The organism is Xanthomonas cassavae CFBP 4642 (assembly GCF_000454545.1).
In the GTDB taxonomy this organism is placed as follows: domain Bacteria; phylum Pseudomonadota; class Gammaproteobacteria; order Xanthomonadales; family Xanthomonadaceae; genus Xanthomonas; species Xanthomonas cassavae.
This window is the reverse complement of sequence record NZ_CM002139.1, coordinates 402,815-425,530: the sequence shown is the minus strand read 5'-3', so window position 1 is coordinate 425,530 and position 22,716 is coordinate 402,815. Positions and strand designations below refer to the sequence as shown.

Annotated in this window: 16 protein-coding genes; 10 read left to right on the top strand and 6 right to left on the bottom strand. The window is 66.0% G+C overall.

What is annotated here, in order from left to right:
* Positions 1–27 precede the first annotated feature (27 nt).
* The 3 genes from XCSCFBP4642_RS0101790 to ttcA all read right to left on the bottom strand — a co-directional run bounded on the left by XCSCFBP4642_RS0101790 (position 28) and on the right by ttcA (position 3,055).
* Positions 28–813 (bottom strand): YgjP family zinc-dependent metalloprotease, encoded by a 786-nt coding sequence (locus tag XCSCFBP4642_RS0101790; RefSeq protein ID WP_029218277.1) that lies wholly within the window; start codon positions 811–813, stop codon positions 28–30.
* Between the two features lie 367 nt (positions 814–1,180).
* Complete coding sequence (locus XCSCFBP4642_RS0101785; RefSeq protein ID WP_029218276.1) at positions 1,181–2,086, bottom strand: recombination-associated protein RdgC; 906 nt, start codon at positions 2,084–2,086, stop codon at positions 1,181–1,183.
* A gap of 60 nt (positions 2,087–2,146) precedes the next feature.
* Positions 2,147–3,055, bottom strand: coding sequence for a tRNA 2-thiocytidine(32) synthetase TtcA (gene ttcA, locus XCSCFBP4642_RS0101780; protein ID WP_029218275.1), 909 nt, complete (start codon positions 3,053–3,055; stop codon positions 2,147–2,149).
* Between the two features lie 774 nt (positions 3,056–3,829).
* Between ttcA and xylA the strand changes: the two genes are divergently transcribed.
* Positions 3,830–5,167: a xylose isomerase gene (gene xylA / locus XCSCFBP4642_RS0101770; protein ID WP_029218274.1), complete on the top strand. Its 1,338-nt coding sequence runs from the start codon at positions 3,830–3,832 to the stop codon at positions 5,165–5,167.
* Between the two features lie 337 nt (positions 5,168–5,504).
* Here xylA and XCSCFBP4642_RS0101765 read toward each other — a convergent pair whose 3' ends face one another.
* Positions 5,505–6,572, bottom strand: a complete 1,068-nt coding sequence (locus XCSCFBP4642_RS0101765; RefSeq protein WP_029218273.1) for a LacI family DNA-binding transcriptional regulator — start codon at positions 6,570–6,572, stop codon at positions 5,505–5,507.
* Between the two features lie 197 nt (positions 6,573–6,769).
* Here XCSCFBP4642_RS0101765 and XCSCFBP4642_RS0101760 point away from each other — a divergent pair, with 197 nt between their 5' ends.
* From XCSCFBP4642_RS0101760 to XCSCFBP4642_RS0101735, 6 genes are all read left to right on the top strand, one after another.
* A complete protein-coding gene (locus tag XCSCFBP4642_RS0101760) occupies positions 6,770–8,935 on the top strand; it encodes an alpha-glucuronidase family glycosyl hydrolase (RefSeq protein ID WP_425480180.1) in 2,166 nt (721 codons plus the stop codon).
* Positions 8,932–10,893 (top strand): sialate O-acetylesterase, encoded by a 1,962-nt coding sequence (locus XCSCFBP4642_RS0101755; RefSeq protein WP_029218271.1) that lies wholly within the window; start codon positions 8,932–8,934, stop codon positions 10,891–10,893. The genes XCSCFBP4642_RS0101760 and XCSCFBP4642_RS0101755 overlap by 4 nt, the downstream gene beginning before the upstream one ends.
* Positions 10,894–10,904: 11 nt before the next feature.
* Positions 10,905–12,164, top strand: a complete 1,260-nt coding sequence (manD, locus tag XCSCFBP4642_RS0101750) for a D-mannonate dehydratase ManD (RefSeq protein WP_029218270.1) — start codon at positions 10,905–10,907, stop codon at positions 12,162–12,164.
* The gene (locus XCSCFBP4642_RS0101745) at positions 12,164–13,861 is read left to right on the top strand and encodes a glycoside hydrolase family 43 protein (RefSeq protein ID WP_029218269.1); all 1,698 of its coding nucleotides are present in this window, start codon (positions 12,164–12,166) and stop codon (positions 13,859–13,861) included. The genes manD and XCSCFBP4642_RS0101745 overlap by 1 nt, the downstream gene beginning before the upstream one ends.
* Before the next feature lie 71 nt (positions 13,862–13,932).
* Positions 13,933–16,557, top strand: a complete 2,625-nt coding sequence (locus tag XCSCFBP4642_RS0101740; protein WP_029218268.1) for a glycoside hydrolase family 3 protein — start codon at positions 13,933–13,935, stop codon at positions 16,555–16,557.
* 229 nt (positions 16,558–16,786) lie between these two features.
* Positions 16,787–18,250, top strand: a complete 1,464-nt coding sequence (locus tag XCSCFBP4642_RS0101735; RefSeq protein WP_029218267.1) for a mannitol dehydrogenase family protein — start codon at positions 16,787–16,789, stop codon at positions 18,248–18,250.
* 147 nt (positions 18,251–18,397) lie between these two features.
* On the opposite strand, the gene XCSCFBP4642_RS0101730 is transcribed toward XCSCFBP4642_RS0101735, so the two are convergent.
* The gene (locus XCSCFBP4642_RS0101730; protein WP_029218266.1) at positions 18,398–18,784 is read right to left on the bottom strand and encodes a bleomycin resistance protein; all 387 of its coding nucleotides are present in this window, start codon (positions 18,782–18,784) and stop codon (positions 18,398–18,400) included.
* 565 nt (positions 18,785–19,349) lie between these two features.
* Here XCSCFBP4642_RS0101730 and XCSCFBP4642_RS25745 point away from each other — a divergent pair.
* Together XCSCFBP4642_RS25745 and XCSCFBP4642_RS26215 are read left to right on the top strand one after the other, a co-directional pair.
* Positions 19,350–19,550: a SymE family type I addiction module toxin gene (locus XCSCFBP4642_RS25745; RefSeq protein WP_029218265.1), complete on the top strand. Its 201-nt coding sequence runs from the start codon at positions 19,350–19,352 to the stop codon at positions 19,548–19,550.
* Between the two features lie 301 nt (positions 19,551–19,851).
* Positions 19,852–20,010 carry a DUF2256 domain-containing protein gene (locus XCSCFBP4642_RS26215; protein ID WP_084624669.1) on the top strand — a complete coding sequence of 53 codons (159 nt, stop codon included), beginning with the start codon at positions 19,852–19,854 and terminating at the stop codon, positions 20,008–20,010.
* 83 nt (positions 20,011–20,093) lie between these two features.
* Here XCSCFBP4642_RS26215 and XCSCFBP4642_RS29590 read toward each other — a convergent pair whose 3' ends face one another.
* Positions 20,094–21,155 carry a DNA-binding protein gene (locus XCSCFBP4642_RS29590; RefSeq protein WP_200859728.1) on the bottom strand — a complete coding sequence of 354 codons (1,062 nt, stop codon included), beginning with the start codon at positions 21,153–21,155 and terminating at the stop codon, positions 20,094–20,096.
* A 244-nt stretch (positions 21,156–21,399) separates the two neighbouring features.
* On the opposite strand from XCSCFBP4642_RS29590, the gene XCSCFBP4642_RS0101715 reads away from it, so the two are divergent.
* Positions 21,400–22,446: a Kelch repeat-containing protein gene (locus tag XCSCFBP4642_RS0101715; protein ID WP_029218263.1), complete on the top strand. Its 1,047-nt coding sequence runs from the start codon at positions 21,400–21,402 to the stop codon at positions 22,444–22,446.
* Positions 22,447–22,716: the final 270 nt, after the last annotated feature.

The following is a 22,716-nucleotide window of genomic DNA, read 5'->3' as shown; positions in this document are numbered from 1 at the left end:
CTGCGCGTGGCGCAGCACACCGATCGGCTAGGTCGGTTGCAGCAACCGCCGCAGCTGCGCCTTGAGCTGGCGGCCATGGTCGTGGAAATAGCTGCGCTCGTCGCGCCAGGCAGGAAAACGCCGCTCCACTTCCGCCCAGAACGCCGGCGAGTGATTGGCCTGCAGCAGATGGCAGAGCTCGTGCACCAGCACGTATTCGAATGCCGAGGGGCGGCCGAGCACCAGCGCCAGATCCAGCGCCATCGAACCGTCCGGTGCCAGCGAGCCCCACTGCGAGGACATCACCTTCAGCCGCAGACGCGCCGGTGGTCGCGGCAACCCGGGCAGATAGGTGGGCAGCCAGCGGCCGACGTCGGCGCGCGCCTGCGCTTCGTAGAATTCCTTCAGCGTGCGGCGCAGGCCGGCGTCGCCCAGCCGTGCCGGCACATGGAAGTGCGCGCCTTCGTCAGCGAGTTCGATGCGCGCGTAGCGCCCTTCGTGCCAGGACAATGGCAGCAGCGCGCCACGCAAGGGCAGCAGCCCGGGCACGCCACGTTGCAGCGCCGAAAACGCATCGACCTGCTGGTAACGCGACAGCTGGGTGCCCAGCCAATCCAGATGCGCGTGCACGAAGCGCTCGCCGGCCACCAGGCTTGCACGCAGCGGCAGGGTAAGCCGCGCCCCGCGCTCGTCCACGCTGAGCTTGATCCGCCGCGCACGTGGGTCGCGCACGCGCAACACATCGATCTCGCTGCCGTCCAACTGCACACGCAGGCAATCGCGTTCGATGACGTACGGGGTGGGCGCGATCAGGCGGCGGACGGGCTTGAACATGCGCACAGGATAGCGCCGCGATGTGTCCGGTGGTGAGACAGGGCGATTGATTCATTCGATGTTGGCGCTACTTGGAGCGGCTAACGAAGCGACGTTGCCCACAACGGGGTCGGCGCAACCGACTTCGCGCCCATCCGCACACGACCAATTTAGAGCGGCTAACAGAACAGTTTTGTTAGCCGCTCTTAGGGGCGGTGTCCTTGCCGATTGCGCAATCCCTGGCGGCATCGATGCCGCCAGGGAGCCTCCAGGGACCGATTCACGGCGTGTCCCGGAACTGGCGAGCGCAAGGCGCCCTCGCCTCGCCCAACGCCCTGACGTGAAACCTCGGATCGCGCCTCAACGATGCTACGGTTCGAAGCCCCGGTTACTCGGCCTTGCTCAGCTTCAGCGCGGTTTCCAGCAACAGGAAGAGCCGGCGGATTTCGGCGCTCATCAGCGCAAAGCGTGCGTCGAGTTCGGCGCGTGCGCCGTCGTCCTCGCTGTGTTCGAGCTGGTCCAGCGCGCCGTCGAGGAACTTGAGCTTGCGGATCACCAGGTCGTCGCCGAGCACGAACGACAGGTTGTCGTCCATCACCAGGGCCAGCTTGGTGACCTGCTTGCCGGCTTCCAGATGCTTGTCGATCTCGTCGCCGCGCAGTTCCTGGTGCTGGCACTTGACCACCGCGCCGCCTTCGATAGGGTCTTTCATCTCGCATTCTTCGCCCAGGCTCAGACCTTCGGGCAAGGGCTCGCCGGCGATCCAGCCGGTGAGGATGGCGCGCGGGGCGACTTCGGCATTGAGCGGCAGCGCCGGGAAGCTGCCGAGCGCGCCGCGGATCTCGCTCATCACGTTCTCGCCGCTCTTGCGGCTGGAGGTGTTGACCGCGATATAGCCATGCTGCAGGTCCAGGATGGCGTCGGTGCGCGAGCTCTTGACGAAGGCGCGCGGCAGCAATTCATGGATCAGGTCGTCCTTCAAACGCTTGCGGGCCTTGCCGCCGGGGCGGCGGCCTTCCTTTTCCTCGATCTCGGCGACCTTGCGCTCGAGCAGATCGTTGACCACCGCGCCGGGCAGGATCTTGTCCTCGCCGCCGACGGTGAGCCACAGGAAATCTTCCAGACGGTGCGAGAGCACTTCCTGCTCGTCGCGCCCGAACGGCGAGATGAAGCCACGCGAGCTCATTTCCAGCGGGCCGACCGGCTTGAGCTGCACTTGCGGCAGCAGCGTTTCGATCTGCGTGAAATCCAGCGTAGTGGGAAAGCGGAACAGGGTGAGATTGCGAAAGAACATGCGTAAGACCGAAGAAGAAAAACGTGGAGGTGGAAGACCGACGGCGACCGGGCGGGCGCGTCAGTCGCTAGCGTGTGCGCTGTCGCCGGCGGCGTGCCAGGCGGTGGGATCGGGCGCGCTGGCGTCGCAGAGGCGGCCCAGCGCCAGGAAATCGAACAAGGTGCGGTCGGCCAGTTGTTCGGGCCGTACGTCGCCCAGCGCGCGCGCAATCTGTTCCACCCGCCCCGGATGGTCGCGGTCCCATTGCTGCAGCATGCGACCCACCTGCTGGCGCTGCAGGTTCTGCTGGCTGCCGCACAGGTTGCACGGAATGATCGGGAACTGGCGCAGCTGTGCGTAGGCGGCGATATCGGCTTCGCGCACATAGGCCAGCGGGCGGATCACCACATGCGCACCGTCGTCGCTGCGCAGCTTGGGCGCCATCGCGGCCAGGCGCGCGTGGTGAAACAGGTTCATGAAGAACGTGGCGACGATGTCGTCGCGGTGGTGGCCGAGCGCGATCTTGGTCACCCCGTGCGCCTGCGCGTAGGCGTACAAGGCGCCGCGCCGCAACCGCGAGCACAGCGAACATAGGGTCTTGCCGGCCGGGATCACCCGGCTGACCACCGAATAGGTGTCCTGCTCGACGATATCGAACGGCACGCCCTGCTCGCGCAAATAGCTGGGCAGCACCTCAGCGGGGAACTCCGGCTGCTTCTGGTCCAGGTTCACCGCCACCAGCGTGAACGGCACCGGCGCCTTGCGCTGCAACTGCAGCAGCATGTCCAGCAAGGTGTAGCTGTCCTTGCCACCGGACAGGCACACCATCACCTTGTCGCCGGACTCGATCATGCCGAAGTCGGCGATCGCCTGGCCCACCTGGCGCTGCAACCGTTTGCCCAGGCGCAGCTGATCGGACGGCAACCGCGGGCGCGCAGTGCGCGGCGCGGGGTCGGCCAGGGGTTGCGGCAACGGCAGGACAGCGGTCATGAGCCGCCTATTGTAGCTGCCGGGGGGATTGGGATTGGGATTTGGTCGTGAGGCCAGCGGTAGCTGCCCCCATCCGCCCTTCGGGCACCTTCCCCCGTGAACGGGGAAAGGGAGCAAGCCCTCGCCCAAGGGGGTGAGCGCTTCCACCCAGCCCTTTTCCGTCAGTATCCTCTCCTGGCGATCTCCTGCTTCTTGGCGACTCCCTCTTGACGGTCCCCTCCCGCACGCGGGAGAGGTTGCCCGCCGAAGAAGACGCGACCGCCCAAGCGCTCTACAAGTCCCCTCGCCCGCACGCGGGAGAGGGTGCCCGAAGGGCGGGTGAGGGCCGTACGCCCCAACTCACCAGACATCACCACACCCCGCCGCCACGCAACAGCTCGCATCTCGCAGCGCAGCAAGCCTTTCGGCGGCGGGCTGGGTAAAGTCCGCAAGACCGTTTCAGCTGGGATCGGCATGACACCTTCGGCTTCGCTGTATGGCGCGGCTTTTTTCAGCCGGCTTTTTGGTAGCGCTAACATCTTATGCATTGCGTAGCAGTACACGCATGCGCAGATGCGCTGCAGCGACGCGGCGCGACTGGTCGTTGCGCGTGCCAGCGTCGCAGTGTGTCGATGCCATCCCTCTCCCCCATCACCCCCCCTTTCTGCAGGAGTTCACCCCATGAGCAACACCGTTTACATCGGCGCGAAGGAATATTTCCCCGGCATCGGCAAGATCGGCTTCGAAGGCCGCGACTCGGACAACCCGCTGGCGTTCAAGGTCTACGANCACCCCATGAGCAACACCGTTTACATCGGCGCGAAGGAATATTTCCCCGGCATCGGCAAGATCGGCTTCGAAGGCCGCGACTCGGACAACCCGCTGGCGTTCAAGGTCTACGACGCCAACAAGCAGGTCGGCGACAAGACCATGGCCGAGCATCTGCGCTTTGCCGTGGCCTACTGGCACAGCTTCTGCGGCAATGGCGCCGATCCGTTCGGCCCGGGCACGCGTGCGTACCCGTGGGATATCGGCAACACCGCGTTGAATCGCGCCGAAGCCAAGTCCGATGCCGCGTTCGAGTTCTTCACCAAGCTCGGCGTGCCGTATTACTGCTTCCACGATATCGATCTGGCACCGGATGCCGACGACATCGGCGAGTACGAAAAGAATCTCAAGCACATGGTAGGCATCGCCAAGCAGCGCCAGGCCGACACCGGCATCAAGCTGCTGTGGGGCACCGCCAACCTGTTCTCGCACCCGCGCTACATGAATGGTGCATCGACCAACCCGGACTTCAACGTGGTCGCGCGTGCGGCGGTGCAGGTCAAGGCCGCGATCGATGCGACCGTTGAACTCGGTGGCGAAAACTACGTGTTCTGGGGCGGCCGCGAAGGCTATGCCTGCCTGCACAACACCCAGATGAAGCGCGAGCAGGACAACATGGCGCGCTTCCTGACCCTGGCGCGCGATTACGGCCGCGCGATCGGCTTCACGGGTAATTTCCTGATCGAGCCCAAGCCGATGGAGCCGATGAAGCACCAGTACGACTTCGACAGCGCCACGGTGATCGGCTTCCTGCGTCAGCACGGCCTGGACCAGGACTTCAAGCTCAATATCGAAGCCAACCACGCCACCTTGTCGGGCCATAGCTTCGAGCACGACCTGCAGGTGGCCAGCGATGCCGGGCTGCTCGGCAGCATCGATGCCAACCGCGGCAACCCGCAGAACGGCTGGGACACCGACCAGTTCCCGACCGACCTGTACGACACCGTCGGCGCGATGCTGGTGGTGCTGCGCCAGGGCGGGCTGGCACCGGGCGGCCTGAATTTCGATGCCAAGGTGCGGCGCGAGTCGTCCGACCCGCAGGACCTGTTCCTGGCGCATATCGGCGGCATGGACGCGTTCGCACGCGGGCTGGAAGTGGCCAATGCGCTGCTGACCTCCTCGCCGCTGGAAACCTGGCGCAAGGAGCGCTACGCCAGCTTCGACAGCGGTGCGGGCGCGGACTTTGCCAATGGCACCAGCACGCTGGCCGACCTGGCCACCTACGCTGCCGGCAATGCACCCACGCAGCTCAGCGGCCGCCAGGAAGCCTACGAGAACCTGATCAATCAGTATCTGACGCGTTGATNCACCAGCACGCTGGCCGACCTGGCCACCTACGCTGCCGGCAATGCACCCACGCAGCTCAGCGGCCGCCAGGAAGCCTACGAGAACCTGATCAATCAGTATCTGACGCGTTGATCCACCGGGGCACGCACGCGTTGGTGAAAGACAGTATGTGCGTTAGCTGCATGCGCTGCGAGCGCAACGCATGCAGGAGCCGGCGCGACAGGAAGGGCCAACGACGCGTACGCGCACCTGCCAGCAGACGGCAGGTGCGTGGGCGGGTCCACAGCCCGACCAGGTCGGTGGCCGACACCGGCTGCGGCAGCCAACGGGCTGCGCAGCCGTCCCGCAGCGCTGTCTATTCGGCCGGATCGACGGATGTCGGCGCGGCCACCGAATCCCGCTTGACCAGCAGGTGCGCGACCACATGATCGACCATCTTCGGCGTCCGCTCCTTGGCGCGTATCGTCTTCAGCAGGATGTCCAACGCGGCATCGGCCATGGCGGCAATGGGTTGCTGCACCGTGGTGAGTTCGGGCCACACGGCGGTGGCGGCGGAGGTGTCGTCGAATCCCACCACCGACAGATCACGCGGCACATCCATGCCGCGCCGATGCGCCACCGAAATAGCGGCGGCGGCCATATCGTCGTTGCTGGCGAAGATCGCGCTGGGGCGGCGCTTGCGTGCCAGCAACTTTTCCGCGGCCAGCAACCCCGAGCGGTAGGTGTAATCGCCCGGTTGCACCAGATGCCGGTCCAGCCGCAGACCGGCATCGGACAAGGCGGCCTGGAATCCTTCGAAACGCCGCGTGCTGGCCGACAGGTTGGGATGCCCGGCGATATAGCCGATACGCGTATGCCCCTGTGCGATCAAATGCTCGGCGATTTCCTTGGCGGCAGCGAATTCGTCGATGCGCACGCAGGCCACATCGGGGCTGAAATGATTGGAGGCGATCGCCACCACCGGTACCTTGGCGCGCACCAGCTCCAGCACCGCGGCGCGGGATTCGCACAACGGTGGCGGCAGGATCACCCCGGCCACGCCCTTGGCGAGTTTGCGCGCGGCACGGCGCTCGGCATCGGCATCCAGATCGTCCCAGCAGTCGATCACCAGCTGGATCGAGGTGCGCGAAGCAACACGCAACACGCCAAGCAACAACTCGCGCAGGTAGGCGCCGCTGGGATCGCTGTAGATCAGCGCGATACGCGTGCTTTGCGCGGCGGCCAGCGCGCTGGCGGCCAGGTTGGGCGTGTAACCGAGTTTGTCGACAGCACGCATGACGCGCTCGCGGGTGGCCTCGCGCACACTGCCGTTGTTGTTGACCACACGCGAGACCGTCATCGGCGACACTTTCGCCAGCGCCGCCACCTCGTCGATGGTGGTCGCGCGGCTGGTGCGGCGGACCGATTTCCTGACCTTCTCCAAGCATGGCCTCTTCAAGTGAGTGCGAAAGCTGCACGATGCATACCGACTGCGGCAATGACGTCCGCACCCACGGCATACACGACGATGCGCGCCATGGTACCGGGAAGCAGACAGAGCGGCGAGACGCGCAACGATGCGTCACACGCAGTGGAGCAGATGTCATGAGCAGGCAGGCAAGCGGCGGTGATCGCGTCCGGATGGCTGCGCTGTTACTGCTGGGGCTGATGCTGCTCTGCGGCGTATTGCTGCCTGCTGCGCAGGTACATGCCGAGGATGGCTACGATGTGTGGTTGCGCTACCAGCCGGTTGACAACGCCGCAGCATTGCGCGAACACGCCCAGGCACTGGTGGTCGCTGGCAACTCGCCCACCCTGCAGGCCGCGCGCCAGGAGCTGGAACGTGGCCTGCAGGGCCTGCTGGGTGCCGCGCCGCAACCCACTGACGCGGTCACGCGCGACGGCACGCTGCTGCTGGGTCCGGCCAATGCGCCACAGGTGGCAGCCCTGAAACTGCATACCGCCGATCTTGGCCGCGAGGGCTACCTGATCCAGTCGGTCAGCGTGGGCGGCCACCGCAGCATCGCGATCGTGGGCGGCAGCGATATCGGTGCGCTGTACGGCGCATTTCATTTCCTGCGTCTGCTGCAGACCGGCCAGGCACTGACCGCACTGAACGTGCGCGAGTCGCCGCGGCTGCAGCTGCGCATGCTCAATCACTGGGACAACCTCGATGGCGTGGTGGAGCGCGGCTATGCCGGCGCCTCGCTGTGGAACTGGCAGACCTTGCCGGGCTATCTGGATCCGCGCTACACCGATTACGCACGCGCCAATGCCTCGCTGGGCATCAATGGAACCGTACTCAACAATGTCAACGCCAAGGCCTGGAGCCTGACGCCGCAATATCTGGACAAGGCCGCTGCGCTGGCCAAGGTATTTCGGCCGTATGGCATCCGCGTGTTTCTCAGCGCCCGCTTCAGTGCGCCGATCGAGATCGGCGGGCTGCCCACCGCCGACCCGCTGGACCCACAGGTGCAGCGCTGGTGGCGTGAGACCGCCGATGCGATCTATGCGCGCATTCCGGATTTCGGCGGGTTTCTGGTCAAGGCCAATTCCGAAGGACAGCCCGGCCCGCAGGATTACGGGCGCACGCATGCCGATGGCGCGAACCTGCTGGCCGCCGCGCTGGCGCCGCATGGTGGCGTGGTGATGTGGCGCGCATTCGTGTATTCGCACGAGCAGCCCGACGACCGCGCCAAGCAGGCGTATAGCGAATTCATGCCGCTCGATGGCGCCTTTGCCGACAATGTGATCGTGCAGGTGAAAAACGGCGCCATCGATTTCCAGCCACGCGAGCCCTTCCATCCGTTGTTCGGCGCGATGCGCAAGACGCCGCTGATGCCGGAGTTCCAGATCACCAAGGAATATCTGGGTTTCTCCACGCATCTGGCGTATCTGGGCACCTTGTTCGCCGAGACCTTGCAGGCCGATACCTATGCGCGTGGCAAGGGCTCGACCGTCGCGAAGACGGTAGATGGCAGCGTGTCCAACAATGCCAAACGCACGCGTCTGACTGGCATGGCCGGCGTTGCCAATATCGGGGCGGACCGCAACTGGAGCGGCTCCTTGTTCAATCAGGCCAACTGGTATGCCTATGGACGGCTGGCCTGGAATCCGTCGTTGTCGCCGGAGGCGATCGCGCAGGACTGGGTGCGCATGACGTTGTCCAACGACCCGGCCGTGGTCACGCCGGTGGTGGGCATGATGCTGCGCTCGCGCGAGGCGGTGGTGGACTACATGACGCCGCTGGGCCTGCATCACCTGATGGGGCGCGGCCACCATTACGGCCCGGCGCCCTGGGATGCCGGCAGCGAGCGACCCGATTGGGATCCGGTGTATTACCACCGCGCCGACCGCAACGGCATCGGCTTTGATCGCAGCGCCAGCGGCAGCAACGCGGCCGCGCAATACGCCGCACCGGTGGCGCGCGTGTTCGGCGATGTACGACGCGTGCCCGAGCAGTATCTGCTGTGGTTCCATCACGTCTCCTGGGACCGGCGCATGGCCTCCGGGCGAACGCTGTGGGGCGAGTTGGTGTGGCATTACGACCATGGCGTGGACGAGGTGCGGGCGATGCGGGCGACCTGGCAAGGCCTGGCCGGCCGCATCGATGCGCCGCGCTACCGGCAAGTGGCCGAGTTTCTGGCGATCCAGCAGGACGAAGCGCAGTGGTGGCGCGATGCCAGCATCGCCTATTTCCGGAGTGTGTCCGGGCGTGCCCTGCCGCCAGGCGTGGCCGCCCCGGCGCATCCGCTGGCGTACTACCAGGGCCTGAAATTTCCGTACGCACCGGGAAATCCCAAATGAACCTGCATGGTGTGCCCCTGCTGCTTGCCGCCGCTGCCGCGCTCGCGGCCGATGTGGCCTGCGCAACCGATACGCCGCTGCTGCATCCGCTGTTCCAGGACCATGCGGTGCTGCAGCGCGATGCGCCGATCCGGGTGTGGGGCGATGCGGCGCCCGGCACGCGCGTGCGCGTGCAATTGGATGCGCAGCAGCAACAGGTGCGAGCGGACCGCCAGGGCCACTGGCAGGCGCAGTTGCCTGCCCATGCCGCCGGCGGACCATACACGCTGACCGCCAGCGGCGCCGACGGTGCGACACAGCAGGTGGCCGATGTGATGATCGGCGATGTGTGGCTGTGTTCGGGCCAATCCAACATGGAATTGCAGGTGCATCGCACGCTGGATTCGCGCAGCGAGATCGCCGATGCCGATCAACCGGCCATCCGCATGTTCAAGGTGCCGGCGCAATCCAGTCCCACGCCACAGCGTGGCTTCGGCGGCGCGGCGCAGTGGCAGCCGACCACGCCGGACACGGTGAAGGACTTTTCGGCGGCGTGTTACTACTTCGCGCGCGAACTGCGCAAGACCGTCTCCGTGCCGATGGGGTTGATCAACGCCTCGTGGGGCGGCTCGCAGCTGCAGGCCTGGATCGGCGAGGCGGCACTGCGTGCGGCCGGCGACGATGGCCCGGCACTGGATGTGCTGGCACGCTATGCCGACAGCCCGACGGACGCGGCGCCGCGCTGGGCACGGCTGTGGGAAGCATGGTGGCACGCGCATGGCGAAGGCGAGCCGTGGCAACCGGATGCGCCGGGCGCGTGGCAACCCGCACCCGCCGCGCTGGGCGCATGGGACGACTGGGGCGTGCCGCAGCTGGTGGGCTTCAACGGCATGGTCTGGTATCGCACCAGCGTGGAGCTGACGCCCGCGCAGGCGGCGCAGGAAGCCACCCTGGTGTTGGGGCCGGTGGATGAACTGGACCAGACCTGGGTCAACGGTATTGGCGTCGGCAGCAGCTACGGGGCCGATCAACCGCGCCGCTATGCGCTGGGACGCGGCCACCTGCATGCCGGGCGCAACAGCATCGTGCTCAACGTCCTCAACACGTATCGCCGTGGTGGATTGCTGGGCGATGCGTCCTCGCGTGCGCTGCAGTTCGCCGATGGCAGCACGCTGCCGCTGGCCGCGCCGTGGCACTACCGCATCGTGCCGCCGCAGCTGGGCTCGCCGCCGCGCGCGCCGTGGTCCTCGGCCGCAGGGCTGACCACCTTGTACAACGGCATGATCGCCCCGCTTGGCCATCTCGGCCTGCGCGGAGTGCTCTGGTACCAGGGTGAATCCAATACTGGCGATGCCATGCATTACCCTGCCTTGCTCAATGCCTGGCGGCGCGACTGGCGGCAGCGTTTCGGTGCGCAGCTGCCAATGCTCATCGTGCAGCTGGCCAACTACGGCGCGCCGCCCACGCAACCGGTGGAAAGCGGTTGGGCACAGCTGCGCGAGGCGCAACGCCGCTTCGTGGCCGAAGACGCGCATGCCGGCCTGGCAGTGGCCATCGATATCGGCGACCGCTACGACATCCACCCGGCCAACAAGCAGGAACTGGGCCGGCGCCTGGCACGCGCGGCGCGGCATGTGGTGTATAGCGAGGCGATTACGCCCTCGGGCCCGGTACCAGGAGCCGTGCAGCGCGATGGCGACAGCGTGCGCATCGCCTTCGACGATGTGGACACCACGCTGCTGAGTTACGGCAACGACGCACCAATCGGCTTTGAAGTCTGCGCTGCGGCAGCCAACAGTTGCCGCTACACCAGCGCCACGCTGCAGGGCCGCGAGGTCCGCCTGCGCATTCCTTCCGGCATGGATGCGGCGCGGGTGCGCTACTGCTGGGCCGACAGCCCGGTATGCACGGTGTACGACCCCAGCGGCCTGCCAGCCGGCCCGTTCGAACGTCCCATCACCACCCCACCTTCCCCCTGAGCGAGATCACGATGTCACAGACTTCCGACTCCCCTGCACCGCTGCAAGGTTCTGCCCGCGACCGCGAGATCGTCGAGGCGCGCGTGATCGTCACCTGCCCGGGGCGCAACTTCGTCACCCTGAAGATCCGCACCCGCTCAGGCATCACCGGGCTGGGCGATGCCACGCTCAACGGCCGCGAACTGGCGGTGGCGGCCTACCTGCAGGAACACCTGGTGCCGAACCTGATCGGCCGCGATGCGGGGCGCATCGAGGACATCTGGCAGTTCTTCTACCGCGGTGCGTACTGGCGGCGCGGCCCGGTGACGATGAGCGCGATTGCCGCGGTGGACGTGGCGCTGTGGGACATCCTGGGCAAGATGGCCGGCCTGCCGTTGTATCAGCTGCTGGGCGGGCGCTCGCGCGAAGGTGCGCTGGTCTATGGCCACGCCAACGGCCGCGATATCGCCGAAACCAGCGACGAAGTGGGCCGCTTTCGCGAGATGGGCTTTATCGCCATCCGCGCGCAATGCGGCGTGCCCGGCATCAAGAAGACCTATGGCATTTCCAGCGGCGGCAAGCCGTACGAGCCGGCCGAAAGCGAACTGCCCACCGAAACCGTGTGGTCCACGCCGCGTTATCTGGGTGTGGTGCCGAAGCTATTCGAGCAACTGCGCAGCGACCACGGCGATGAGATCGAACTGCTGCACGACGCGCACCACCGGCTCACCCCGATCGAAGCCGCGCGCCTGGGCCGCGACCTGGAGCCATACCGGCTGTTCTGGCTGGAAGACGCCACGCCTGCGGAAAACCAGCGTGCGTTCGAGATCATTCGCCAGCACACGGTCACGCCATTGGCGGTTGGCGAAGTGTTCAATTCGCTCTGGGACTGCAAGCACCTGATCGAACAGCAGCTGATCGACTACATCCGCACCACGATTGTCCACGCCGGCGGCCTCACCCACGTGCGCCGGCTGGCCGACTTCGCGGCCTTGCATCAGGTGCGCACCGGCTTCCACGGCGCCACCGATCTGTCGCCGGTGTGCATGGGCGCGGCCTTGCACTTCGATACCTGGGTGCCCAACTTCGGCATCCAGGAATACATGTTCCATTCCGACGAAGCCAATGCGGTGTTCCCGCACGACTACGTGTTTCGTGATGGGCGCCTGCACTGCGGCGAAACGCCCGGGCATGGTGTGGACATCGACGAAACCCTTGCGGCGAAGTACCCGTACGTGCCCAAACAGTTGCCGGTGGCGCGTCTGGAAGACGGCGCGATGTGGGACTGGTGATGCGCGCGCTTTCCGCCATGTGTGCGGCCCTGCTGATGGCCCTGGCGGCATCTGCAAACGCGCAGGCGCAGGCGTCTGCCGATGTCGCCTTCGACTGGTTCGATTACCGCGGCGACGATGCGGTGTTCGCCACGCCCCTGCCGGCCGGCCACTACCGCAATCCGGTGCTGGCCGGGTTCTATCCCGACCCCAGCGTCACGCGGGTGGGCGAGCGCTACTATCTGGTCAATTCGACGTTCGCGTACTTCCCGGCGATTCCGGTCTTCGAGAGCACCGATCTTGTGCACTGGACGCAGATCGGCAATGTGGTCGAACGCCGCGAGCAACTCGATTACGACGGGCTGGACGTTTCACGCGGCATGTTCGCAGCCAGCATTCGCCATCATGACGGGCGCTTTTACGTGGTGGGCACCTCGGTTGATGGTGGCGGCAATTTCATCGCCAGTGCCGTCAATCCGGCAGGTCCGTGGTCGGCACTGACATGGTTGCCGAGCATCGACGGTATCGACCCGTCGTTGTTCTTCGACACCGATGGCGGCGCGTATCTGCTCAACAACGGCCCGCCGGAAGGCACACCGTTGTACGAAGGGCATCGCGCGATCTGGATGCAGCGCTTCGATATCGCAAACAACCAGCCGGTTGGCCCGCGCAAGGTGGTGCTCAACGGCGGCGTGGATCTGGCCAGCAAGCCGATCTGGATCGAAGGCCCGCACCTGTATCAGCGCGACGGGTGGTATTACCTCTCGTGCGCCGAGGGCGGCACCGGGCCGCAGCATTCGCAGGTGGTGTTGCGTAGCCGCAACGTGTGGGGGCCGTATGCGCCCTCGCCGCACAACCCCATCCTGACCCAGCGCGATCTGCCTGCCGACCGTGCGCACCCGGTCAGCAACGCCGGCCACGCGGATTTTGTCGAAGCACCGGACGGGCAGTGGTGGGCGGTGTTCCTGGCCAGCCGGCCGTATTCCGGCGATCGCTATAACACCGGGCGCGAGACGTTCCTGCTGCCGGTGCAGTGGCGCGATGGCTGGCCGTCGATCCTGCCCGCCGGCACACCGATCCCCTACATCGCCAACGCGCCTGCGGGGGCAAGGGCGACTGCCGATCAGGCACCGTTGTCGGGCAACTTCACCTGGCACGACGACTTCACTGGCGCTACCTTGCAGCGCGAATGGCTCACCCTGCGCGTGCCCAAGCGCACGGTGGCCGATACGCAGGCACGCGCCGGTTGGCTGACCCTGCATGCAACCGCGCAAGGGCTGGAGGGCAGCGGCACGCCCGCGTTTGTTGCGCGTCGCCAGCAACACACGCGCTTTTACGCCAGCACCGCGCTGGCCGTGCCCACGCAGGCAGGCGTGCAGGCCGGGCTGGCCGCGTTCCAGAACGCCAACGCGTGGTATGCGCTGGGCGTGCGTCGCGACGGCGCTGCATTGGAGGTGTTTGTCGACAAGCGCGACGGCGCCACCGCCACCACGCTGGCGCGCACCCGCATCCCGGCTGCGACAACCCAGTTGCGCCTGCAGATCAGCGGCGATGGTGGCGCCTACAGCTTCGACTACGACGCCGGCGGTTCCGGCTGGCAGTCGCTCCGCCGCAACGACGATGCCGGCTTCCTCAGCACCGCACAGGCCGGCGGCTTCGTCGGCAGCATGATCGGGCCCTTCGCCTGGTTCCAACCAGACCGCACCCAGGAGGACTGACCATGCATTCGCACCCTGCCCGTCTCGCCGCCGCCCGGTGCCGCGCCCTGGCCGTCGGCGCGCTGCTGGCGATTGCCTTGGCCGCCGGCAACACGCAGGCGGTTGCACCGCCGCCGCCGCCGTATCTGGACACCCAACTGCCGTTCGAGACACGCGCCGCCGATCTGGTGTCGCGCATGACGCTGGAAGAAAAGGCCGCGCAAATGCAGAACGCTGCGCCGGCCATCCCGCGCCTGCAGGTGCCAGCCTACGATTGGTGGAACGAGGCGCTGCATGGCGTGGCGCGTGCCGGTGGCGCCACGGAGTTTCCGCAGGCGATTGGTTTGGCCGCCACTTTCGACACGCCGTTGATGGCCGAAGTGGCCACCGCCATCAGCGACGAAGCGCGCGCCAAGCACCACGCGTTCCTGGCGCGCGGCGAGCACAAGCGCTATCAGGGGCTCACGTTCTGGTCGCCCAACATCAACATCTTTCGCGACCCACGCTGGGGCCGTGGGCAGGAAACCTATGGCGAAGATCCGTTCCTGACTGCGCGCATGGGGGTGACCTTCGTACAGGGCCTGCAGTCGCAGCAGGGCCCATACCGCAAGCTCGATGCCACCGCCAAGCACTTCGCCGTCCACAGCGGCCCGGAAGCGGACCGCCACCACTTCGACGTGCATCCCAGCGAACGCGATCTGCATGAAACCTATCTGCCGGCGTTCCAGGCCTTGGTACAGGAAGGCCATGTGGCCGCGGTGATGGGCGCCTACAACCGCGTCAATGGCGAATCCGCATCGGCCAGCACGCGGCTGGAAGGCATCGCGCGCCGTGACTGGGGCTTTGATGGCTATATCGTCAGCGACTGCGCGGCGATCCGCGATATCTGGCAGAACCACAAGATCGTGCCTACGCCCGAAGCCGCCGCCGCGCTGGGCGTCAAGCACGGCACCGACCTGGATTGCGGCGACACCTATGCGTCGTTGCCCAGGGCGGTGCGCGCCGGCTTGATCGACGAAGCCACCATCGATACCTCGCTCAAGCGGCTGATGACCACGCGCATGCGCTTGGGTATGTTCGACCCGCCGGCCAAGGTGCCGTGGGCGCAGATTCCCGCCTCGGTGAATCAATCGCCGCAGCACGATGCGCTGGCCCGGCGCACCGCACGCCAATCGCTGGTGCTGCTGAAGAACGACGGCCTGCTGCCGCTCAAGCCTACGCTCAAGCGCATCGCCGTGGTCGGCCCCACCGCCGACGATCCGATGTCGCTGCTGGGCAACTATTACGGCACGCCCGCCGCGCCGGTCACCATCCTGCAAGGCATCCGCGATGCGGCGCCACAGGCGGAGGTGGTGTACGCACGCGGCAGCGATCTGGTGGAAGGACGCGAAGATCCCAACGCTGCCGCACCGATCGACGCGCGCTATCTGCGCCCGGTCGCCGATGCCAAACAGCACGGATTGACCGGTGAGTACTTCAAGGGACGCAGCCTGGCCGGGCAACCGGTGCTGACCCGCATCGACCCGCGCATCGCCTTCCGCTGGGACCGCAATGCGCCCACCGACGATGCACTGGGCCGTGGCGAACTGCAGCCCGGGCAGGCATTGGACAAGGACGAGTTCAGCGTGCGTTGGCACGGCCAGTTGTTGCCGCCGGTCAGCGGCGATTACGACCTGCAGATCGCTGCCGATGACGGCGTGCGTCTGTTCCTGGACGACAAATTGCTGATCGACCAGTGGAGCGATGCGCCGCGCATGCGTGGCGGCAGTGCCAGCGTGCGCCTGGAAGCCGGCAAGGCCTACGACCTGCGGGTGGAGTATTACGAGGCCACCCGCGACGCCGGGGTGCGTCTGGCCTGGCGCATGCCCGGCGCCAAGCCACCGCTGCAAGAAGCGGTGGATGCCGCTCGCAATGCGGACGTGGTGGTGTTCGTCGGCGGCCTCACCGGCGATGTCGAAGGCGAAGAGATGGACGTCAACTATCCCGGCTTTGCTGGCGGCGACCGCACCGACACCCGCCTGCCCAAACCGCAGCGCGAACTGCTGCAGGCGCTGCAGGCCACCGGCACGCCGGTGGTTGCGGTGCTGACCACCGGCTCGGCGCTGGCGATCGACTGGGCGCAGCACCACGTGCCCGCCATCCTGCTGGCCTGGTACCCCGGCCAACGCGGCGGCAGCGCGGTTGGCGATGTGCTGTTCGGCCAGGCCAGTCCCGGCGGCCGCCTACCGATCACCTTTTACAAGGAAGACGAGCGCCTGCCCGCTTTCGACGATTACGCCATGCGCGGCCGCACCTATCGCTACTTTGCCGGCAAGCCGCTGTACCCGTTTGGCCATGGCCTGTCGTACACGCAGTTTGCGTATTCGGATCTACGCCTGGATCGCACTACGGTTGCGGCCGATGGCACGCTCACGGCAACGGTCACGCTGAAGAACACCGGCCAACGCGCAGGCGATGAAGTGGTGCAGCTGTATCTGCATCCGCTCAAGCCGCAACGCGAACGCGCCATCAAGGACCTGCGCGGCTTCCAGCGCATCACCCTGCAACCCGGCGAGCAACGGCAGCTGCGCTTCACCCTCAAGGCGCAAGACGCCCTGCGCATCTACGACGACCAGCGCAAGGCCTACGCAGTGGATCCAGGCGACTACGAAGTACAGATCGGCGCCTCCAGCGCAGACATCCGCAGCACACAACGCTTTACCGTCACCGACAAGTAGCAACCGCTGACACCCACGCCACACGGACACGGGCAAGTAAGCCCCCGAGCCGCGATTGCCCTAAGCCCCTCTCCCGCCGGGGCGAAGAGGCACCGCTTGCGCGCCACTGGCGCGCGTGCCTTGGAGCGCCCGCGTCGCAAGACGTGGGCCGGGGCGCGGAGCGGGGGTTGGGGTGAGGGTACGGCCACGGGCGAACTTGCAGCACCCCCACGATTCCAAACAAAAATCCATGCCAATTCCAACGCTCTCCATCGCAACACTCACGCACCTACCAACCACCGTCCTCCCTCCCAACTACAACCCCAAACACACCACCATCGGCATCGTCCATCTAGGCGCAGGCGCCTTCCACCGCGCCCACCAGGCCGTCTACATCGACGACCTGCTCGCGCATGACCCCAGCTGGGCCATCTGCGCCGTCTCGCTACACAGCTCAACGGTGCGTGACGCCCTACGCCCACAAGACGGCCTCTACACCCTCGCCCTGCTCGACGAACACCCGCAACTGCGCGTCGTTGCCGCCATCCGCGAAGTGCTGTGCGCCGCCGACGAGCAAACAGCGGTGCTTGCGCGTCTGTCAGACCCCGCCGTGCGCCTGGTCACTCTCACCGTCACCGAAAAGGGATATTGCCTCGCAGGCGACAGCCTCGACCTCACCCACCCCGACATCGCGCACGACATCGCACATCCCGCGACGCCGCGCAGCGCCATCGGCTATCTCGTCGACGGCTTGCAACGACGCAGGCAACACAACAGCGCACCCTTCACCGTCCTCAGCTGCGACAACCTGCAAGACAACGGCAACCTGCTACGCCGCGCGGTGTTGCTGCTCGCACAGCAGAACGATCCCGCGCTTGCGGGTTGGATCGACCGGCAGGTCAGCTTCCCGCGCTCGATGGTCGACAGCATCACCCCCGCCACCGACGACACGCTGCGCGCCAACGTGCGCGCGCAAACCGGTCTCCACGACGCCTGGCCGATCCAGCGCGAGCGCTACAGCCAATGGGTGATCGAAGACCGCTTCTGCAACGGCCGCCCCGCCTTCGAAAGCGCAGGCGTGATTCTCAGCCACGATATCGCTGGCTACGCACGCGCCAAACTGCGCCTGCTCAACGGCCCGCACTCCGCACTCGCCTATCTCGGCAGCCTGCTCGATCTGGATACCGTCGTCGACGCCATGCGCCACCGGCAACTGGCCGCCTTTGTCGAAACCCTGATGCGCGAAGACATCGCCCCCACCCTGCAGCCCATGCCGGGCTTCGACCCGCAGCATTACATCGACGCCGTCCTCTCCCGCTTCCGCAACCCCGCCATCCGCCACCTGCTCGCCCAGATCGCCTGGGACGGCTCGCAGAAGATTCCGGTACGTCTGCTCGGCGTCATCAGCGATGCATTGGACGCCGGGCGCCGGGTCGACCGGCTCTGCATTCCGGTAGCGGCCTGGCTGCAGTTCGTGCGCAGGCAGGCGGCCAACGGCATTACCCTGGTCGATCCACTGAGCGAGGTCCTCAGCGACATCGCCCATTCGACCACCGGCGATGCCAGCCATGACATCGCCGCGTTCCTCACCGTGGATGCAGTGTTCGCCGCGCTCTCTGGCGATGCGCGTTTTGTGGAGGCACTGCGCGCTGCCTATGCTGCGCTGGGCACTGCAACACCGGCAGAGATACAGCTGGCAATCGATGCAAGGTGATGTGCGGCAAACGCATCGCCGGCTGCCATCGCATGCCAGCAAGGCCCGATGTCTGCATCGTGCGATGTCGGGCAGCGTGTATATCGTACCACCTGACCGATGGCCTGTTCCGGATAGCCAGGTACGCAGACGCAGGCGATTGGACGCCTAGCTACCGATTACCTGTCCAATCCTGATCAGATTGCCGCTCTCATCGACAAGCGCAAATTCCCGCATCCCCCACGGCTTGTCGCTGACAGCATCGAGCCTGGGGATGCCGTGCGCCGGAAGCTGCGCGGCACGCATGGCGGCGTAGACCGCATCGACATCGCCAACCCGGATATAGCAGCCCGCATAGCAGGCAGCGGGATCAAGATCCGGGTGCGCGAAGAAATGCAGCTCCACATCGCCCTGCGTCAGGATCGCGTAGCCCGCATCGTGCGGGTGCGCGTCGCCGACAAAGCCCAGCCGCCGATAGAAGGCGACCGTGTGTTCGATCGAGCGACCGGGGAGCAGTGGGATCGCACGGTCTGGCGTTTCAGCAGTGGAAGTCATCGCTTTCTCGTAGTGGGGAAACGAAGCCGTCGTTGAGCACAACGATACGCCAGATACGAAAGATCGGTTGGGAGCCGTGCCGTGCCGTCCTGGCTTGACTCGCTGCATTGGCGAGTAGCAAGATCCCTGTGCTGCGGCACATTCCGCAGCCGGATTTGACAGTCCGAAACCACAAGGCGCACCAGCGCCCATTGCACGATGTCGGCGCTTTTTCTTTGCCCGATGTCATGCGTAGGGGCGTGCCCGCTCTATGGCGGGCGGTGTGTGGAGACCGAAAGGTCTGCCGGTACCTTGTGGCCGGTCTGTCAACCGCATACCGTCCGCCACCTCGATTGACAGCGATGCGGCGGACTTCCTATCGCACAAGGAGTTCGATATGACCCGTCCAAAAGCAACCGCCAGTGCACGCGCTGCATCGCCTTTCAGTCGATCTGTTGTGACACGCGCCAGATGCAAGCACCGCCCGGCCGCCAGCATGACCGACGCTGAGCCAGCGGTGGATCCATCGCTTGCGCCTACCCCGCCTTTGCGCAGGCCTGGCTTCCGCATTCCAGAGCGGGTCACCATGAGCTACCAGCACTACGACGTGCGGCGTGCCGAGGATGTCATCGGTTGTGGGGTGCCCAAGCTGCGGCTGTCCGGGCGCTGGCTGGAACACTGCGGTTTCGCGGTTGGCGATGCGTTGCAGACCACGGTGGGGCGCGGCGTGCTGTTGATCAGCCGCGTGGCGCCTGCACTGCCCGCGGTAAAATCGCGCCGAAAGTGACGCGCGTGGGTTGAGCGCTCTGATGCGTCGCTTGCGACGCCTTCTCCCTGCACGGGAGAAGGAACGCTTTTTGCGCCTGTCCGGATTGAACAAGGGAGGCTGCCTGTATCGTCTGCACGAGAGAGGTCAGGTATCTGTTTCGATGGGGATTTTCGATGCGGAGCTGCGAAGCAAGGCCGGGTTGCGCGTGGGCCGTCAGCGGCAGGGTGCTTCTTGCCTGCACTGGCATCTGCACTGCACCGCGCGACATGACATGCTTGACCTCATCTACGTCCCACGTCGGGTTAGGCTCACGTTTCGCATGGCCATGCGCAAGAAGCACCCACTGCCGGAGAAGCCCTGCATGCAGTGCGGGCGACCATTCCGCTGGCGCAAGAAATGGGAGAAAGTGTGGGACGAGGTGAAGTACTGCTCGGATCGCTGCCGCAGCGACAGCAGGCGACAACGTCCGGCACCGTAGGCTGCTGTCAGCGGGAACCTGCCCGCACTCACCTGCTGGAGCATCTGCACCAACGGGCCATCCCGATACGCAGGGGCTGGTGGCTAACGGCTGCCCGCCTTTTTTGCAGCGCGCGATCCGCTCGTCTTCTTGGCCGCGCTGCCTTTACGTGCAACTGCCATGTTGTCCACCAGATTGGGATAGGGGCGGCCCGCTGCCTTGGCGCGCTGTTGGGCCTGTGTCTTCTGCGCTGGAGAAAGCGAACGTTTACGCGAAGCCCGCTTCGGGCTTGGCGTGTTCCATGGCGCGGAGGCCTTGCCCGCGCTTTTGTTCGCGGTACTGCGCGTGGAGGCGCTCTTGCTGGCCGCAGGTCGGCCAGTAGCTGTCTTTTTTGTCACGGCTTTCTTGGCAGGACGTTTTTTAGCCGTTGCTTTCCTGGCTGCGGTCTTGCTTGCTGCGGTCTTGCTTGCTGCAGTCTTCTTGGCTGCCGGCTTCCTGGCAGCCGTCGTGCCGCCAGCCTCGCGCGCGCCGGTCGAGGACTTGCGTGTAGCCGCGCTACCGGCCCCCGCGTTGCTGGCCACTGCTTTTCCTGCCGCAGGTTTCTTCGCGGAGGAGGCTCCGCTTGCCTTCTTTGCGACCTTCCTTGCGGCGGTCTTCTTTGCGGTGCGTTTTGCTGCAGCCTTCCCGGCGGTGCGCGTCTTGGTACCACTGGCGTCGGCAGCGGCCGTGCTGCCGGCCCTTACGCTCTTGCCCGTCGCGGTCTTTGCATTGGCCGCATCCTCCAGCCGCTGGTACAGCCGCGCCGCCCAGCGCTGGCCTGCATCGCCGCCCCAGAGCAGCCAGGCGATATAGCCGGCCGAGGGCGCGCTACGGTCGGCCCAGCCCTTGCCACTCTTGTCCACGCTATGACGTGCGAAATAGGCGTGCATGCGTCGAATGGTCTGGGTGGAAAGCGATTTCTGCGCCGACAGATCGCGTGCACGCGCGACGCCGATCGCGGTACCGCCACGCCCATGCTGCTCGCGCAGCCGCAGTCCGCGTGCTGCGGCGTTGGCAACGTTCTTGGGCGGCGTCGTAGCAATCGCCTGCTTCGCTGGTGTACGTGCCACAACCCTCTCCTGCTGCATCGAGTTGCCGTAGTGTTCGCATGCGTGGTGCTGCTGCATGTGAAGAGGCTGCAAGCCCGGTCAGCGCATGCGCCGCGCTCATCAACGTCGTGGTGGTACGTAGGCCTGTCCAATGCGCACACTGCTATCGCGTTGGTTCGGCAAGCCAGCTGCTCGCACAGCACGCGTGGCACAGACAGCCGCCGCCGCGCCGGCGCTGGCTGCAGATCAGCCTGCTTGTGCGAGTGGATCATCGTGCAGGTGTCGCTACACTGGCCTGCCACGGTGACTGGAGGAATGCTGCATGCGCCTGTTGAAGACCTCGCTCTGCGCGAGCCTGCTTGCTGCCGCGATCGGCACTCTACCTGCGCCGGGTCAGGCGGCCGACAAGGCAGCGCCAGCGACTACTCCGGCGTCATCTAAGCAGTTGCAGCAATGGCAGGCGCTGACCACGCGCAACAAGCCGCATGCGCGCCATGAAAACAGCATGGTGGCCATCGGCGATCGCCTGTATCTGATCGGTGGACGCGATCAGCGCCCACTGGAAATTTTCGACACCCGCACGCGCCGCTGGTCACAAGGCAGTGCACCGCCGCTGATGGTCAGCCATGCGCAGGCGGTGGTGTCGTCCGGCAAGCTGTATTTCGTGGGCGGCTTCACCGGCGACCACCCCGAAGAAACGTCGCTGAGCAATCTGCTGATCTACGATCCCCAGACCGACCGCTGGCAGGTCGGGCCGGAGATTCCCAAACAACGCCGCCGCGGTGCTGCCGGCGCCGTGGAGCACGACGGCGTGCTGTATCTGGTTGGCGGTAACACACGCGGGCACATGAGCGGCTACGTTCCGTGGCTGGATGCCTTCGATACCAGGACACAGCAATGGACGCAGCTGGCCGATGCGCCGCACGCACGCGACCATTTCCATGCGGTGGTGATCGACGGAAAACTGTATGCCGCCGGTGGACGCAGGTCGGCGCACGAAAGCGGCAACACCCTGGCGCAGACCATCCCGGAAGTCGATGTCTATGACATCGGGCGCGGCACCTGGTCGGTGGCACCGGCCGCATTGCCGACGCAGCGGGCAGGCACTGCCGCCATCGCACGCGATGGCCGGCTGCTAGTCATCGGCGGCGAGAGCATGCGGCAGGTCGAGGCCCATGACGAGGTGGAGGCCTATGACCCCCACGCCGGCACCTGGACCACGCTTGCAGCACTGCCGAAAGGCCGCCATGGCACCCAGGTTGCCGCCGTCGACGGCACGGCGTATCTGGCCGCCGGAAGCGGCAATCGTGGCGGCGGCCCGGAGCTGGACGATGTGCTGATGCTGGAGCGCACGACGGTGGCGGATTGAAGTGGCCACATCGCGCGCGCCTGCGCGGTGTCACGCGCCGACGTGACACCCGCTTGCCGACTCCGGCAGCGACGCTTCCATCAAACGCCGCGCTGTAGAACAGCTACCAAAACTCCTGCGCGGCCGCGTCGGCAGCCATCGGACGATGCGGAGAAGGTCGCGCGCATCGAGCAATGACTGCTTAGACTCAACTTCCAAGTGCAACACCCCGCCTTGACGTAGGGTAGCGGCATGGGCACACAGTACAGGCACCTGGGTTCCGAAGAACGC

What these genes read in the sequence shown, in the direction of transcription:
- XCSCFBP4642_RS0101790 (WP_029218277.1), bottom strand. Translation starts at nt 813, where the DNA reads ATGTTCAAGCCCGTCCGCCGCCTGATCGCGCCCACCCCGTACGTCATC.
- XCSCFBP4642_RS0101785 (WP_029218276.1), bottom strand. Translation starts at nt 2,086, where the DNA reads ATGTTCTTTCGCAATCTCACCCTGTTCCGCTTTCCCACTACGCTGGAT.
- ttcA (WP_029218275.1), bottom strand. Translation starts at nt 3,055, where the DNA reads ATGACCGCTGTCCTGCCGTTGCCGCAACCCCTGGCCGACCCCGCGCCG.
- xylA (WP_029218274.1), top strand. Translation starts at nt 3,830, where the DNA reads ATGAGCAACACCGTTTACATCGGCGCGAAGGAATATTTCCCCGGCATC.
- XCSCFBP4642_RS0101760 (WP_425480180.1), top strand. Translation starts at nt 6,770, where the DNA reads ATGGCTGCGCTGTTACTGCTGGGGCTGATGCTGCTCTGCGGCGTATTG.
- XCSCFBP4642_RS0101755 (WP_029218271.1), top strand. Translation starts at nt 8,932, where the DNA reads ATGAACCTGCATGGTGTGCCCCTGCTGCTTGCCGCCGCTGCCGCGCTC.
- manD (WP_029218270.1), top strand. Translation starts at nt 10,905, where the DNA reads ATGTCACAGACTTCCGACTCCCCTGCACCGCTGCAAGGTTCTGCCCGC.
- XCSCFBP4642_RS0101745 (WP_029218269.1), top strand. Translation starts at nt 12,164, where the DNA reads ATGCGCGCGCTTTCCGCCATGTGTGCGGCCCTGCTGATGGCCCTGGCG.
- XCSCFBP4642_RS0101735 (WP_029218267.1), top strand. Translation starts at nt 16,787, where the DNA reads ATGCCAATTCCAACGCTCTCCATCGCAACACTCACGCACCTACCAACC.
- XCSCFBP4642_RS0101730 (WP_029218266.1), bottom strand. Translation starts at nt 18,784, where the DNA reads ATGACTTCCACTGCTGAAACGCCAGACCGTGCGATCCCACTGCTCCCC.
- XCSCFBP4642_RS25745 (WP_029218265.1), top strand. Translation starts at nt 19,350, where the DNA reads ATGAGCTACCAGCACTACGACGTGCGGCGTGCCGAGGATGTCATCGGT.
- XCSCFBP4642_RS26215 (WP_084624669.1), top strand. Translation starts at nt 19,852, where the DNA reads ATGGCCATGCGCAAGAAGCACCCACTGCCGGAGAAGCCCTGCATGCAG.
- XCSCFBP4642_RS29590 (WP_200859728.1), bottom strand. Translation starts at nt 21,155, where the DNA reads ATGCAGCAGCACCACGCATGCGAACACTACGGCAACTCGATGCAGCAG.
- XCSCFBP4642_RS0101715 (WP_029218263.1), top strand. Translation starts at nt 21,400, where the DNA reads ATGCGCCTGTTGAAGACCTCGCTCTGCGCGAGCCTGCTTGCTGCCGCG.